The organism is Methylobacterium variabile, from assembly GCF_001043975.1.
GTDB lineage: Bacteria > Pseudomonadota > Alphaproteobacteria > Rhizobiales > Beijerinckiaceae > Methylobacterium > Methylobacterium variabile.
On sequence record NZ_LABY01000017.1, the window covers coordinates 12,596 to 25,862 of the forward strand.

The following is a 13,267-nucleotide window of genomic DNA, read 5'->3' on the forward strand; positions in this document are numbered from 1 at the left end:
ATGCCGGCATCGGAGAAGCGCCTCGTCGTCACCTCGGACGATTTCGGCCTCTCGCCGCAGGTGAACGAGGCGGTGGAGCGGGCCCACCGCGACGGCATCCTCACCGCGGCGAGCCTGATGGTGTCGGCACCGGCCGCCGCCGACGCGGTGGCGCGGGCCCGCGCCCTGCCGTCCTTGAGGGTGGGCCTGCACCTCGTGATGGTGGAGGCGTGGCCGACCCTGCCGGCGTCGGAACTTCCGGACCTCACCGACGGCGCCGGGCTGATGCGGGCCGACCAGGCGCGGCTCGGGCTCGACCTGGCCCTGAGGTCCGGCGCCCGGCGCCAGCTCGCCGCCGAGATCCGGGCGCAGTTCGAGGCCTTCCGGGCGACCGGGCTGCCCCTCGACCACGTCAACGCGCACAAGCACTTCCACGTCCACCCGATCATCGCCGGGATGGTGCTGGCGATCGGGCGCGATTACGGGATGCGGGCGATCCGGGTGCCGCGGGAATCGCGAGACACCTTGCGCCTCGCCGAGCCCGGCGCGAAGCCGGGACTCGCCCTCGACACCGCCCCCTGGGCGGCGCTGCTCGGCGCCCGGGCGCGGCGGTCGGGCGTCCTCACCCCCGATCGTGTGCTCGGCCTCGCCTGGTCGGGCGCCATGACCCCGGCCCGGGTCGCGGGCCTGCTGCGCCACCTGCCGGACGGGCTGACCGAGCTCTACCTGCACCCCGCCACCGCCGGCGGCTTCCCGGGCGAGGCGCTAGGCTACGCCTACGCGGCGGAGCTCGACGCCCTGGTGGCGCCGGAGAGCCGGTCCGCGCTGGCGGCCTCCGGCGCACGGCTCGGGGGCTTCTCGGATTTCCTGAACGACCGGCACCGGTCATTGACCTGACTATCGAGCGGCCGGCCAGTCAGTGCCGAGACGGTCACCGGTTCGGCTGCGAAAACGATGCAGGATTCGCCCGCCAGCGCGACTCGGCTCAGCCTCAGCTTCTCCACTGGAACGTCGCCCACCGGGTGCAGGTCGATCGTGCTCCGAAGCCGCCGCGGTCACAGGCCTGGACGCTGTAGGTTCCGCGCCGTCCGGGCTCCTGGTCGAAGGAGTATCCTCCCCGGATCTCGATCTGTGCACCCGGATTGGTCTTGAAGTTGAAGTGCGTGGTCCGCGACAATCGGCTGCCCACGGAGATCCGCACCCGGCCGCCGTAATACTTGGACGACCCGCAGACGCCGTTGCTGCACTCTCTCGGAACAGTCACGACGGGCTGTGCTTGTGCGTGACCAAGGGACGAGACGACGAAACCACCCGAGACGACGGCCAGGGCGCAACCGGCCATGATCACTCTCTTCACGACCCGTCTCCTTGCAAACCATTATCGATGGTCGATATTGCCGCTTGTCGGACGGGCGGTATGTTACAAAATGTTTCTTCCCAAGATCATCATCCATTTGAAGGAATGATGTACGCCTCGACTCTTCGATCTTGGGGGCGGGCCTCCGGCCCGTGACCGGAGGGAGGATCCGCACGCCTGCGGTCTGCCCAGGCAGCCCGAGCCCCGCGGCGGCCCGTTCCCGAGACGCGGGGGGGCCTACGGGCGCCGGGGGCGTACCGGGAGCCGGAGCTCAATGCCCCGAGGACAGCGCCGCCCCCGGCTTGTCGTGGGTGGCGAGCCGCTCGACCATCGTGGCCGAGGCCGCGTTGAGGCCGGTGATCTCCACGGCCAAGCCGTGGTGGCGGAACTTCAGGACGATGCGGTCGAGGGCGCTGACGGCGGTGATGTCCCAGAAATGCGCCGCCGTGAGGTCGATCACCACGCGGTCCAGGTCCTCCTCGCGGAAGTCGAAGGCGGCGTGGAAGGCCTCGGCCGTGGCGAAGAAGATCTGGCCGGTGACCCGGTAGGTGCGGGTGCCGGCCTCGCGCGCGGAGGCGACGGCGAAGAAGCGGGTGACCTTGTGGGCGAAGAACAGCCCGCTCAAGCCCACGCCGAACAGCACGCCCTTGGCGAGGTCGTGGGTGGCGACCACGACCGCGACGGTGCCGAGCATCACGATGCTGGACGTGGTCGGGTGGGTGACCAGGGTGCGGATCGAGCGCCACTGGAAGGTGTTGATCGACACCATGATCATCACCGCGACGAGGGCCGCCATCGGGATCTGCGCCACGTAGGGGCCGAGCACCACGATCAGGAACAGCAGGAAGGCGCCGGCCCACAGGGTCGAGAGCCGGCCGCGGCCGCCCGACGAGACGTTGATCACCGACTGGCCGATCATCGCGCAGCCGGCCATGCCGCCGAACAGGCCGGCGGTGATGTTGGCCAGCCCCTGGCCGGCGCATTCGCGGTTCTTGTTCGAGGTGGTGTCGGTGCGCTCGTCGATGATCGCCGCGGTCATCAGGCTCTCGAGCAGGCCGACCATGGCGAGGGTGAGGGCGTAGGGCAGGATGATGCGCAGGGTCTCGAGGGTGAGCGGCACTTGCGGCAGGGCGAAGCTCGGCAACTCGCTCGGCAGCGCCCCCATGTCGCCGACGGTGCGGATGCCGAGGCCGAGGCTCATCGAGACGGCGGTGAACAGCACGATGGTGACGAGCGCCGAGGGCACCGCCTTCGTCAGGTAGGGCAGGCCGTAGATCAGCGCGAGGCCGGCGGCCGTCATCGCGTAGACCACCGGGCCGCGGCCGATGAGCTCCGGCATCTGGGCGAGGAAGATCAGGATCGCGAGCGCGTTGACGAAGCCGGTAACGACCGAGCGCGAGACGAAGCGCATCAGGTTGCCGAGCTTGAACGCGCCGGCGGCGATCTGGATCAGGCCGGTCAGGATCGTGGCGGCGAAGAGGTGGCCGAGGCCGTGCTCCTTCACCAGCGTGGTCATCACCAGGGCCATCGCGCCGGTCGCGGCCGAGATCATCGCCGGGCGCCCGCCCGCGATCGCGGTCACGACCGCGATGCAGAACGAGGCGTAGAGGCCGACCTTCGGGTCGACGCCGGCGATGATCGAGAACGCGATTGCCTCAGGGATCAGGGCGAGGGCGACGACGGTGCCGGCCAGGAGTTCGCGCGTGACGTCGGGCGCCCATTCGCGCCGCAGGCGGACGAGGTTCATGGGAGAGGAGCTTTCGGAGAGGCGCCCAGGCGGGGAGGGCGCGCGAGGAGAACCCGCCGATCGAATCGGGCGGGCAGGAGAGCGGAAATGGGAGAGGGATGCGGGAGAGCGGGCGCTACGGCGGCGTGGGCCGCGAGACCGGTATGGCTCGATCCTGCATCATGCCCGGTGCCTTAGCACGGGGCCTCGCTGCGCCGCAACAGGGCGGGCGACGAAAAAGCCCCGCCCCCTCGGCGAGGGCGGGGCTGCTTGGCCAATGGTCCGGCCCGGATGTCAGGCCGGGATCAGGGGATCGCGCTGGGCCGCGTTCTCCGGTGCGCCGTCCTTCGCCTTCTGCTTCGGCGGCGGCCCCAGGAAGGCCGGCACGATGAAGAAGGCGGCGAGCAGGGTGAAGAACAGCGACAGGGCGAGGAGCTTGCCCATGCTGGCGGTGCCCGGGTGGCTCGACAGCACCAGCGAGCCGAAGGCGGTGCCGGTGGTGAGCGCCGAGAAGAAGATCGCCCGCGTCAGGCTCGAGGCCAGCATGTCGGCGACGCCGGCCCGCCAGGCGATCACGTAGTAGATGTGGAATGCGACGCCCACCGCCAGCATCAGCGGCAGGGCGATGATGTTGGCGAAGTTCAGCGGCATGCCGATGAGGTAGAGCGCCTCCAGCGTCCACAGGGTGGCGAGCACCAGGGGCCCGAGCGCCATGGCGACGTCCCAGGGCCGCCGCAGGGCGACCGACAGGATGATGAAGATCGAGGCCAGCGCCAGCAGGCCCGCCTCGATGAAGGCGCCCAGGATGGTGTGGCTCGACCGGGTGGTGGCAACCGGCGCGCCGGTGGCGTGCGGGGCCACGCTCAGCACCTCCTTCGAGAAGCGCCGCAGCACCGCGTTGTCGTTCGAGTTGCCCTTCGGCTGCACCTCGATCCGGGCCTTGCCGTCGGCGGCGATCCAGCCGGAGCGGATCTGCGCCGGCAGGTTCTCGAGGGTGATCTTCTCCGGCGTGAGCAGGCTGCGCAGGCGGGTGAGCAGGGCCTTGAGGTTCGGCACCGTCGCGGCGGCGGCGGCCTCGCGCACCGACGGCTCGGCGCCGGCGAGGCGCTCGAGGGTGTCGGTGAAGCCCTGGATCGTCGCCAGCGGGCCGGACGCCGCGGCGCCCTGGCCCCCCTGCGCGATGCCGCGCAGGGCCGTGACGGCGTTGCGGATCGCCGTCACCACCTCGCGGTCACTCGGGGCTGGAGCGACGCGGGGCGGGCTCAGCACCGGGCCCATCACCTGCGCCGCGTCCTCGATGATGGCGAGCTTCTGGTCCTGGTCGGCCGGCACGAAGGTGTCGATGTCGATCACCCCGGCGACGCTCGGGAGCGCCGTCAGCTTCTTGACCATCGGGGCGATGGCGTCGCGGTTGGGGACGACCACGTCGATGGTGTTGGGGCTGGTCTTCGGGTCCTTGGTCAGGTCGAGATAGGTCGCGACCGATTCCACCTTCGCGCTGCGCAGGTGCATCGGGTTCGAATCGAAGGGCAGCCAGTAGAGCAGCGGCAGGCCCGCCACCGTGACGACGCCGGTGAGCACCAGGACCAGCTTGCGGTTGGCCAGGATCCAGTGGTCGACCGAGGCCATGCTGGCGGTGCCGACCTCCTGCTTCTCGCCCGGCGGCCGCAGCACGGCGATCAGGGCCGGCAGCAGGGTGAGGGAGAACAGGTAGGCGACGATCATGCCGACGCCGGCGATCAGGCCGAGTTCCGACACGCCGCGGAAATCGGTCGGCAGGAACGAGAAGAAGCCGGCGAGCAGCGACACCGCCGCCAGCGTCAGCGACCAGCCGACGCCGCGGGCCGCCGAGCGGATCGCCCGGACGAGGTCCGACTCGGCGAAGCGGTCGGCGCGGTAGCGTACCGCGAACTGGATGCCGAAATCGATGCCGAGGCCGACGAACAGGGCCGCGAAGGCGACCGAGATCGGGTTCAGCTCCCCGACCATCAGGAGGCCGAGGGCGGCGGTGACGACGAGCCCTGCGAAGGTGGTGACGAGCACCGCGACGACGAGGCTGCCCGAGCGCAGCGCCAGCCACAGGAACAGCACGATGGCGCCGCCGGTGACCGAGTAGTTCAGCGCCGCGTCGTCGGCGAGCGTCGCGAACTCGTCGTCCGCCACCGCGACCTGGCCGGTGAGGCGCACCCGCACCCCGTTGGCCTCGGTCAGGCCGAGATTGCGGGCCGTGTCGCGGATCAGCTGGGTCGCCTTCTCGCCCGGCTGGAGGGCGTCGTAGTCGAGCACCGGCTGGGCGATGACGAAGCGGCGCAGGTCGCTCGGCTCGGCCTTGCCGCCCGCGAGCAGCAGTTGCCACGAGAGCTGGGCCGGCTCGCCCTTGAGCACCTTGTCGAAAACCTCCTTCATCTGGCCCATCGGGCCGACGAGGTCGTCGGGCTTGGCCTGGCCGGCCTTCACGCCCTGGGCGCCCATCACCATGGCCTGCATGATGCCGCGCAGGGACGGGTCCGCCGCCAGCGGCCCGAGCAGGCCCTGCTGCTGGACCAGCTTCTCGGTGGTCTGCTCCAGCTCCTTCTGGGGCATCAGCAGCAGGCCGTTCTTGTCGAAGAACGGGCCGCCATCCGGCCGGTAGACCACCGGCAGCAGGTCCTTGTGCGAGGACAGGGCCTGGGTGAGGCGGTTGGCGGCTTCCTCGGCCTGCTCCGGCGTCCGGCCGTCGATCACCGCGACGAGCAGGTTGCTGCGCTGCGGGAAGGTCTTCTCGAACTGGATCTCGTCCTGCCGCCAGGGCACGTCGGACGTGATCAGGCGCTCGACGTCGGTGTTGATGCGGAAGAGATGCGCCGCCGTGACGGCGCTCGCGACGGTGAGCAGCAGCGCGGCCACGATGACGAGCCAGCGCCGGTGTACGGAAAACGCCACGAGCCGTTCGATCACGATGCGAAGCCTGCCTCTTGCTCTCGAGACGCGCGGCGGATCCGGGCGGATCGCGACGGCCCCTGAAATCCCTGGATCGCACCGGCACGACCCACCGGGACAGCGACATCCCGCGCGAGTCCGCGCCGGCCGGGACCAACATAGCGCGCGGTGCAGCGACGCCCATGGTCACGGCACGCATCGGCGGCACGGCCCGGCTGGCGGACGCACCGGAACGCGCGTCCGTGGCGCGCTAGGTAGTGACCCGCAGGCCCGATTGCAACGCGTTGGCCCGAAACGGATCCCCGGCCCGCCGGGGTCCGCCGCGCGTCCCCGGCCGGGCGAGCTCGGCTTTACGAGGCCGCGGCCCTGGCCTTAAACCTCGCAGCCGGGAGCGTTTTGCCCGCGGGGGCGGAGCCCGGGACGGGGTCGCAGCGAGGGGGACGGGGCTCGGTGGAGGGTAGGCAGGAGAACGGGCTCGACCTCGTGCTGGCCCAGCCCAGGGGCTTCTGCGCCGGAGTGGTGCGGGCGGTCGAGATCGTCGAGCGCGCGCTCGCCCGGGGCGACGGGCCGGTCTACGTGCGCCACGAGATCGTCCACAACGGCCGCGTCGTCGCCGACCTCAGGGCCAAGGGGGCCCGCTTCGTCGAGAGCCTCGACGCGGTGCCGGACGGCGCCACTACGATCTTCTCGGCCCACGGCGTCTCGCGGGCGGTGGAGGCGGAAGCCGAGCGCCGCAGGCTTCCGGTCATCGACGCCACCTGCCCGCTGGTGGCCAAGGTGCACGGGGAGGGCCGGCGCTACGCCGCGCAGGGACGCACCGTGATCCTGGTGGGACATGCCGGCCACGCCGAGGTCGAGGGGACCCTCGGGCAGATCGACGGGCCGGTGCTCCTCGTCGGCAGCGTCGCCGAGGCCGAGGCCCTGGACCTGCCGGCGGAGGCGCGCCTCGCCTACGTCACGCAGACGACCCTCAGCGTCGACGACACCCGGGCGATCATCGCGACCCTGCGCCGGCGCTTCCCCGACCTCGTCGGCCCCGAGACCCGGGACATCTGCTACGCGACCCAGAACCGCCAGGCCGCCGTGCGGGCGCTGGCGGAGATCGCCGACCTGATCCTGGTGGTGGGGGCCCGCAACTCGTCGAACTGCAACCGCCTGCGGGAGATCGCCGCCGAGGCGGGCCGGCCGAGCCACCTCGTCGAGGGGGCGGAGGACCTGGCGGCCCTCGATCTCGCCGGGGCCCGCACGCTCGGTCTCACCGCCGGCGCCTCGACCCCGGAGGTGGTGATCGCGGAGGTGATTGCTGCGCTGCAGCGTCGCACCCCCCTGAGGATCTCGACCCTGCCGGGTATCATTGAGAGCGCGAGCTTCCCGCTGCCGTCGAGTTTGGGCCACACTTAGACCCTTTCGAACCTAGCTTGCTGGAAATCCGCCACTTTTCGCGCTAATCAGCCCGCTTGGCACAGCGTTTGATACGAACCACGACACAAGGAGCCTTGGTCTTGGGCATTCCGCTACGGTACGTCGCGAAGATCGGCGGCTACATTCTCAAGCAGCACATCACCGGGCGCAAGCGCTACCCGCTGGTGATGATGATGGAACCGCTGTTCCGGTGCAATCTCGCCTGCGCGGGATGCGGCAAGATCGATTATCCGGACGAGATCCTCAACAAGCGTCTGCCGGTCGACGAAGCACTCGAGTCGGTCCGCGAGTGCGGCGCACCGGTCGTCGTCATCGCGGGTGGCGAGCCGCTGCTGCACAAGGACTTGCCGCAGATCGTCGAGGGCATCATCGCCCAGAAGAAGTTCGCGATCGTCTGCACCAACGCGCTGCTGCTCGAGAAGAAGATCGCGCAGTACAAGCCGAGCCCGTACTTCACCTGGTCGATCCATCTCGATGGCGACAAGGAGATGCACGACCAGTCGGTGTGCCAGCGCGGCGTCTACGACAAGGCGGTGGCGGCGATCCAGAAGGCCAAGGAGATGGGCTTCCGGGTCACGATCAACTGCACCTTCTTCAACAACTCCTCGGCCGACAAGATCGCCGACTTCTTCGACAGCGTGACCCGGATGGGCATCGACGGCATCACCGTCTCCCCCGGCTACGCCTACGAGCGCGCGCCCGACCAGCAGCACTTCCTCAACCGCCGGGCGACCAAGGACCTGTTCCGCGGCGTGTTCCGCCTCGGCAAGGAGAAGGGCCGCGAGAAGTGGACCTTCCAGCAGTCCGGCCTGTTCCTGGACTTCCTGGCCGGCAACCAGACCTACCACTGCACCCCGTGGGGCAACCCGACCCGCACGGTCTTCGGCTGGCAGAAGCCGTGCTACCTGCTCGGCGAGGGCTACGCCAAGACCTTCAAGGAGCTGATGGAGACCACGGACTGGGACGCCTACGGCACCGGCAACTACGAGAAGTGCGCCGACTGCATGGTGCACTCGGGCTACGAGGCCTCCTCGGTGGTCGACTCGGTGAAGAAGCCGTGGAAGCCGCTGGTCTACGCGATGCGCGGCATCAAGACCGAGGGCGAGATGGCCCCCGAGATCTCGCTCGAGAACCAGCGCCCGGCCGAGTTCGTGTTCTCACGCAACGTCGCGCAGAAGCTCTCCGAGATCCGGGACGCCAAGGCCGACGCCAAGAAGCGCGCGACAGCGGCCTAACGCGGCGAACGCCGCCGACGAATCGCGGGCGAGGCGCACCAGCCCGCCCACGGTGGCCGAGCGGCGCGCCAGAGCCGCCAGGACGGCGAGGATGTCGGGCTCGCCGTCCGGCTTGAGGGCCTTGGCGATCGCCGCTGGCAGGGCGCGGTCGGCGGGGTCGCACACCACCCGCACGGCGCAGAACGGCAGGCCGTGCGCCTCCGCGAAGGCGGCCGCGACGTGGGATTCCATGTCGACCGCCGCGGCGCCGGTCTCGGCCCGCAGAACCGCCTTGGCGTGCGGCGACAGTACCGCCGCCTCCACCCCGGCGAGATCCGCCCTGACGACCCGCGTCGGCGCGTCCGCGAGCCGGCGGGCAAGGGCGTCCACGACCTCCGCACGGGCCGCGGTGCGCCGTCCGCCCGCCACGACCCCGGTCGCCACCACGACGTCGCCCGGCGCCAGGTCCGGATCGAGCCCGCCGGCGATGCCGATGCTCATCACCGCCCGGCAGCCCGGCGCCGCACGACCGTTGAGCAGATCCCGCAGCCGCTCCGGGTTGCCCCCGGCCCCGACCGTCGCCACGCCGGGCCCGGCAGCCAGCCGCGCCTCGCGGGCGAGGCCCGTGACGGCCAGGACGGGATGGGGCCCGTTCGGACCAGTGGTGTCCTCGACGACGATCATGCGGGGCTCGGGGTGTCTCGGTGGGGGAGGCTGGTCAGCAGGGCATCCCTCATACCAAACTGGGTGAGGCGGGCGTGTGGCGCCGGTGACACGGGTCGCGCCGGTGGATCAGGGCAGTGCCCGACGGGGTGGACGCTGCATCGTGGCGGACCGCGGCTGCCGAGACGGACGCCCGGGCGTAGGATCAGACAGTCTCGTAGAACAGGACTCGCCCTTCGGGCCGCATCTGCTGCAGGCAGCCGACATCGGCGACGTTCGCGGTCAGCAGGGCGCAGCCGAGCTGGCCGGCCTGGAAGAAGAGCGTGCAGTCGAGCAGGGCCTTCCTGCGCCTATTCCCGGCGTAGCCTTGAAGGCGGCACAGGATGCCGGCGTAGACGGCGGCGTCGGCCATCGCATCCTGCGTGGGCGTGTACAGGCGATGCGCGGGGATGCCGTGGCCTTCCCGCCCCTTGTAAAACAATTAGGCGCTTTCGTTTGACGACGCCGATCGCACTCGCAACGGCGACGGGCCTCTCTCCAGTCGCACCGCGGCACGGGCGCCGCCCTCGGGGTGTAGAAGGTTCGTTGCGAAAGACCCGGTTAAGCTTGGGTGCGAAGAAGGGATCGCCGGTCACGGCACCTTCGCACCCTTATGCCGCAGGACCGTCATGCACCGCACCTCCGAGGACAACCGCAACCGGGCGCTCGCATTCCTCGCCGGGCTCGGCGCCCTCGCGCTCCTGGGCCTCCTGATCCTGCGGGGCGCCTTGCGCGATCCGGGCCTCAACTCGCACGGGGCGCTGGCGGACGCCTTCCTGCACGGACGGCTGTGGGTCGAGAGCTGTCCGGAGATCGACTGCGCCCTGTTCCAGGGCCGGACCTACGTGATCTTCCCGCCGCTGCCGGCCGTGGTGGCGCTGCCCTTCGTGGCCGTGTTCGGCTTCCCCGGCTTCAAGGGCTTCGTGCTCCTCGCCCTGGCGCTGGCGGGCTTGAGCCTGTGGGCCTGGCACCGGATCTTCCGGGCGCTCGACGTCGAGGATGCCGACGCGTTCTGGCTCTTGGCGGCGATCGCCTTCGCGAGCCCGCTGTTCCAGGTCACCCTGCGGTCGGAAGGGGTGTGGTTCTACGCCCAGGCGGTCGGCTTCCTGATGACCACCTTGAGCCTGTGGGCGGTGATCTGCCGGCGCTCGCTGCCGCTCGCCGGGCTGTTCGTGGCGCTCGCCTTCCTGTGCCGGCAGATGGCGATCTTCTATCCGCTGTTCCTGCTCGTCCTGGCGATGCCGCGGGAGGAGGGGTGGCGCGAGACCGCGCGGCGGCTGGTGCGCCCGGTGCTCCTCGCCGGGATCCCGGTCGTCGCGGCCCTCGTCGCCTACTTCGTCTACAACTACGTCCGCTTCGGCAGCCCGACCGAGACCGGCTACGCCTTCATCCACAATCCCGGCAGCACCGGCTTCATCTGGCGGCGCATCACCGAGGTCGGGCTGTTCTCGCGCGACTACGTCCTGTTCAACGTCCTCTACCTGTTCCTGCAGGGCATCCACTTCGAGTTCGGCGGGCCGTACCTGACGCAGCTCACCGGCCTCGACCGCTCCGGGTCGGCCCTCCTGGTGATGTGCCCGTGGCTGCTGCTGGCCTTCTACGCCCGCCTCGACCGGGCCTTCGCGGCGGGCGCCGTCGTGATCGCGATCATCGCCGGCATCACGCTGTTCTACCACTCGAACGGCGCCGACCAGACCGCCACCCAGCGCTACGCCCTCGACTGGCTGCCGATCCTGATCGTGCTGATGCTGAGGGCCGAGCGGCCCCGGGCCTACGCCGCCCTGCCGCTCCTCGTCACCTGGGGCATCCTCGCCAACGCGGCGGTGACGCTGCTGACGAGCGTCTACAAGGTGTGAGCCCCGGCCGGGGCGTGGCCGCCCCGGCGCACCCCGAAGGTCAGGATCTGGTGGCCGAAGTAGTTCGACACCGCGCCGGCCGCGATCCCGACGCCGTGGCCGAGCGCCTCGGCCACCGGCAGCGGCAGGGCCGGCAGCACGGCCGTGAGGGCCGCGATGAGGAGCGTGCTCACCCCCAGCACCACGCCGGCCCCGGCGGCGTTCACCGCGACGAAGACCGCGGCCTGGCGGGGGAGCCGGCCGGTGGCGCCCCGGAACACGAAGGTCCGGTAGAGCCAGAACCCGGCCGCCATGCCGATCCCGTAGGCGACCAGCATCGAGGCCCAGTACGGCAGCACCCATGACAGGGCGATGCGGGACAGCCAGTTGATCGCGGCGGCCGAGCCGCCGGCGATCAGGAAGCGGACGACCTCGGGCCGCATCACCACCCCCAGCCCGGCAGCCCGAAGGCCGCGACCGCGAAGGAGAGGCCGGCGAAGGCGGCGAGGCTCAGGGACGGCCGGTCCTTGACCGCGAAGGCGACGGGATCGTCGTTGAGCTCGTCGCGCCCGGCCAGCAGCCAGACCCGGCCCATGAACAGCACCAAGACCGGGGGGAAGGCCCACAGGGCCAGCGGCGCGGAGAGGACCGCGTGCCGGAAGGCCTCGTTGGCGAGGTAGAGGATGAAGATCACGATGCTGGCGAGGCCCGCGGCGATCCCGAAGGCGAGCACCACCGGCTCGTCCGCCGGGCGGTAGCCGCGCCCCGAGAGCTGGCCGGTGCGCCCGCGCCTCACCGCCCCGCGCAGCTCGGTGTGGCGCTTGGCGAAGGAGAGCGAGGTGAACAGGAACATCGAGAAGGTCAGGAGCCAGGGCGACCAGGCCACACCCACCGCCGCGACCCCGATGACGAGCCGCAGGGTGAACAGGCTGCCGAGGACGAGGGCGTCGAGCATCGGCACCCGCTTCAGCGAGAACGAGTAGGCCAGGGTCACGGCGAGGTAGGCCAGCACGGCGGCGAGCAGCGCCGGGCCGCCAAGGGCCGCGAGGCCGAGGCCGAGGGCGAGGCCGCCGACCATCGCGGCGAGCCCGGTCGCGAGGGGCAGCCGTCCGCTCGCCAGGGGGCGATGGCGCTTCGACCAGTGCGCCCGGTCGTGGGGCAGGTCCCAGAGGTCGTTGATGAGGTAGCTCGCCGAGGCGACGAGGCCCAGCGCCACGAAGGCCAGCATCGCCTCGGCCCAGGCGCCGGCGCTGCTGGCGAGCCCGCCGAGCAGCAGGGGTACGAAGACGAGGCCGTTCTTCGCCCACTGGTGCAGCCGCAGGGCCTTGGCCAGCGCCCGCAGGCGCGGCGCGGCGGCGAATTCCTCGGATGGGCGTCCGCCGGCCCGGGCCGCCCGGGCGACGCCCGCCGGGGTCTCGACCAGGATCACCCGCTGCGCCCGCGCCCAGATCGGCAGGTCGACCGCGGCGTTGCCGGCATAGTCGAACCCGCGCGGAAACAGGGCGGCGAGGCGCCGGGCCTTGACCTCGCCCTTCAGGTTGACGAGCCCGTCGCTCGACACCGCCCGGTCGAAGAGCGGGAAGCGCTCGACGATGCGGCGCGCCATCAGTTCGTCGGCCGCGGTGGCGAGCACGATCTCGCGCCCGAGGGTCTTCTGGAGTTCGATGTAGGCCAGCAGCTCCTCGTTCGCCGGCAGGGTGGCGAAGTCGAGGGCGGCCCGCTCGGCGACCCGGCGCTTGAAATAGGCCCGGCCGCGGGGCAGCCAGGCCAACATCCAGAACAGCATCAGGACGTTGCGGCGCAGGATCGCCACCACGCCCTCGAGCAGCAGGTCTGTGCGCAGGAGCGTGCCGTCGAGGTCGACGACGAGGGGCACCAGCGGGCCCTCGTCCCGCCCCGGGATCGCGGCGGCCGGAACCGGTTCGTCGCGCTCGCGCGCGCGCGGACTTGCCAGGGACGAGCTGGCCAGGGAAGAACTCGCCAAGGACATCGTGTGCGGCCTGCGCTGCTGTGATCTCGGCGCAGGCTACGGCGCGGTGGACGGCGCAAGTCTTAATCGGACCGGAGGCGCGCCGTCCTTCGTCCGGCAGGATGATCGCCGGGTTGACGCGAC

11 protein-coding genes are annotated in these 13,267 nt (G+C 71.0%); 4 read left to right on the plus strand and 7 right to left on the minus strand.

The features are described 5' to 3' along the window. Nucleotides 1-876, plus strand: coding sequence for a hopanoid biosynthesis-associated protein HpnK (hpnK, locus tag VQ02_RS02555; RefSeq protein WP_048442588.1), 876 nt, complete (start codon nt 1-3; stop codon nt 874-876). Nucleotides 877-970: 94 nt separating this feature from the next. Here hpnK and VQ02_RS36665 read toward each other — a convergent pair whose 3' ends face one another. From VQ02_RS36665 to VQ02_RS02565, 3 genes are all read right to left on the minus strand, one after another. Then, nucleotides 971-1,336 carry a hypothetical protein gene (locus VQ02_RS36665; protein WP_157080464.1) on the minus strand — a complete coding sequence of 122 codons (366 nt, stop codon included), beginning with the start codon at nt 1,334-1,336 and terminating at the stop codon, nt 971-973. A gap of 271 nt (nt 1,337-1,607) precedes the next feature. Then, nucleotides 1,608-3,083 (minus strand): SulP family inorganic anion transporter, encoded by a 1,476-nt coding sequence (locus tag VQ02_RS02560; protein ID WP_048442589.1) that lies wholly within the window; start codon nt 3,081-3,083, stop codon nt 1,608-1,610. Between the two features lie 273 nt (nt 3,084-3,356). Continuing rightward, nucleotides 3,357-5,999 carry an MMPL family transporter gene (locus tag VQ02_RS02565; RefSeq protein ID WP_048442590.1) on the minus strand — a complete coding sequence of 881 codons (2,643 nt, stop codon included), beginning with the start codon at nt 5,997-5,999 and terminating at the stop codon, nt 3,357-3,359. Nucleotides 6,000-6,431: 432 nt separating this feature from the next. Here VQ02_RS02565 and ispH point away from each other — a divergent pair, with 432 nt between their 5' ends. After that, nucleotides 6,432-7,382, plus strand: a complete 951-nt coding sequence (gene ispH, locus VQ02_RS02570; RefSeq protein WP_048442591.1) for a 4-hydroxy-3-methylbut-2-enyl diphosphate reductase — start codon at nt 6,432-6,434, stop codon at nt 7,380-7,382. Nucleotides 7,383-7,483: 101 nt separating this feature from the next. Next, entirely contained in the window at nt 7,484-8,638 is a 1,155-nt protein-coding gene (gene hpnH, locus VQ02_RS02575; RefSeq protein ID WP_048442592.1) for an adenosyl-hopene transferase HpnH, read from the plus strand. Here hpnH and VQ02_RS02580 read toward each other — a convergent pair. Beyond that, the gene (locus VQ02_RS02580; RefSeq protein ID WP_048442593.1) at nt 8,561-9,301 is read right to left on the minus strand and encodes a phosphorylase; all 741 of its coding nucleotides are present in this window, start codon (nt 9,299-9,301) and stop codon (nt 8,561-8,563) included. The two genes, hpnH and VQ02_RS02580, sit on opposite strands and share 78 nt — an antisense overlap. Before the next feature lie 184 nt (nt 9,302-9,485). Continuing rightward, nucleotides 9,486-9,692 carry a hypothetical protein gene (locus tag VQ02_RS02585; RefSeq protein ID WP_157080465.1) on the minus strand — a complete coding sequence of 69 codons (207 nt, stop codon included), beginning with the start codon at nt 9,690-9,692 and terminating at the stop codon, nt 9,486-9,488. Between the two features lie 256 nt (nt 9,693-9,948). Between VQ02_RS02585 and VQ02_RS02590 the strand changes: the two genes are divergently transcribed. Beyond that, entirely contained in the window at nt 9,949-11,175 is a 1,227-nt protein-coding gene (locus VQ02_RS02590) for a hypothetical protein (protein ID WP_048442594.1), read from the plus strand. Here VQ02_RS02590 and VQ02_RS02595 read toward each other — a convergent pair. Together VQ02_RS02595 and VQ02_RS02600 are read right to left on the minus strand one after the other, a co-directional pair. Further along, a complete protein-coding gene (locus tag VQ02_RS02595; protein ID WP_048442595.1) occupies nt 11,163-11,597 on the minus strand; it encodes a GtrA family protein in 435 nt (144 codons plus the stop codon). The two genes, VQ02_RS02590 and VQ02_RS02595, sit on opposite strands and share 13 nt — an antisense overlap. Further along, nucleotides 11,597-13,108 (minus strand): UbiA family prenyltransferase, encoded by a 1,512-nt coding sequence (locus tag VQ02_RS02600; RefSeq protein WP_425339876.1) that lies wholly within the window; start codon nt 13,106-13,108, stop codon nt 11,597-11,599. Before VQ02_RS02600 ends, VQ02_RS02595 begins: the two co-directional genes overlap by 1 nt. Between the last annotated feature and the right edge of the window lie 159 nt (nt 13,109-13,267).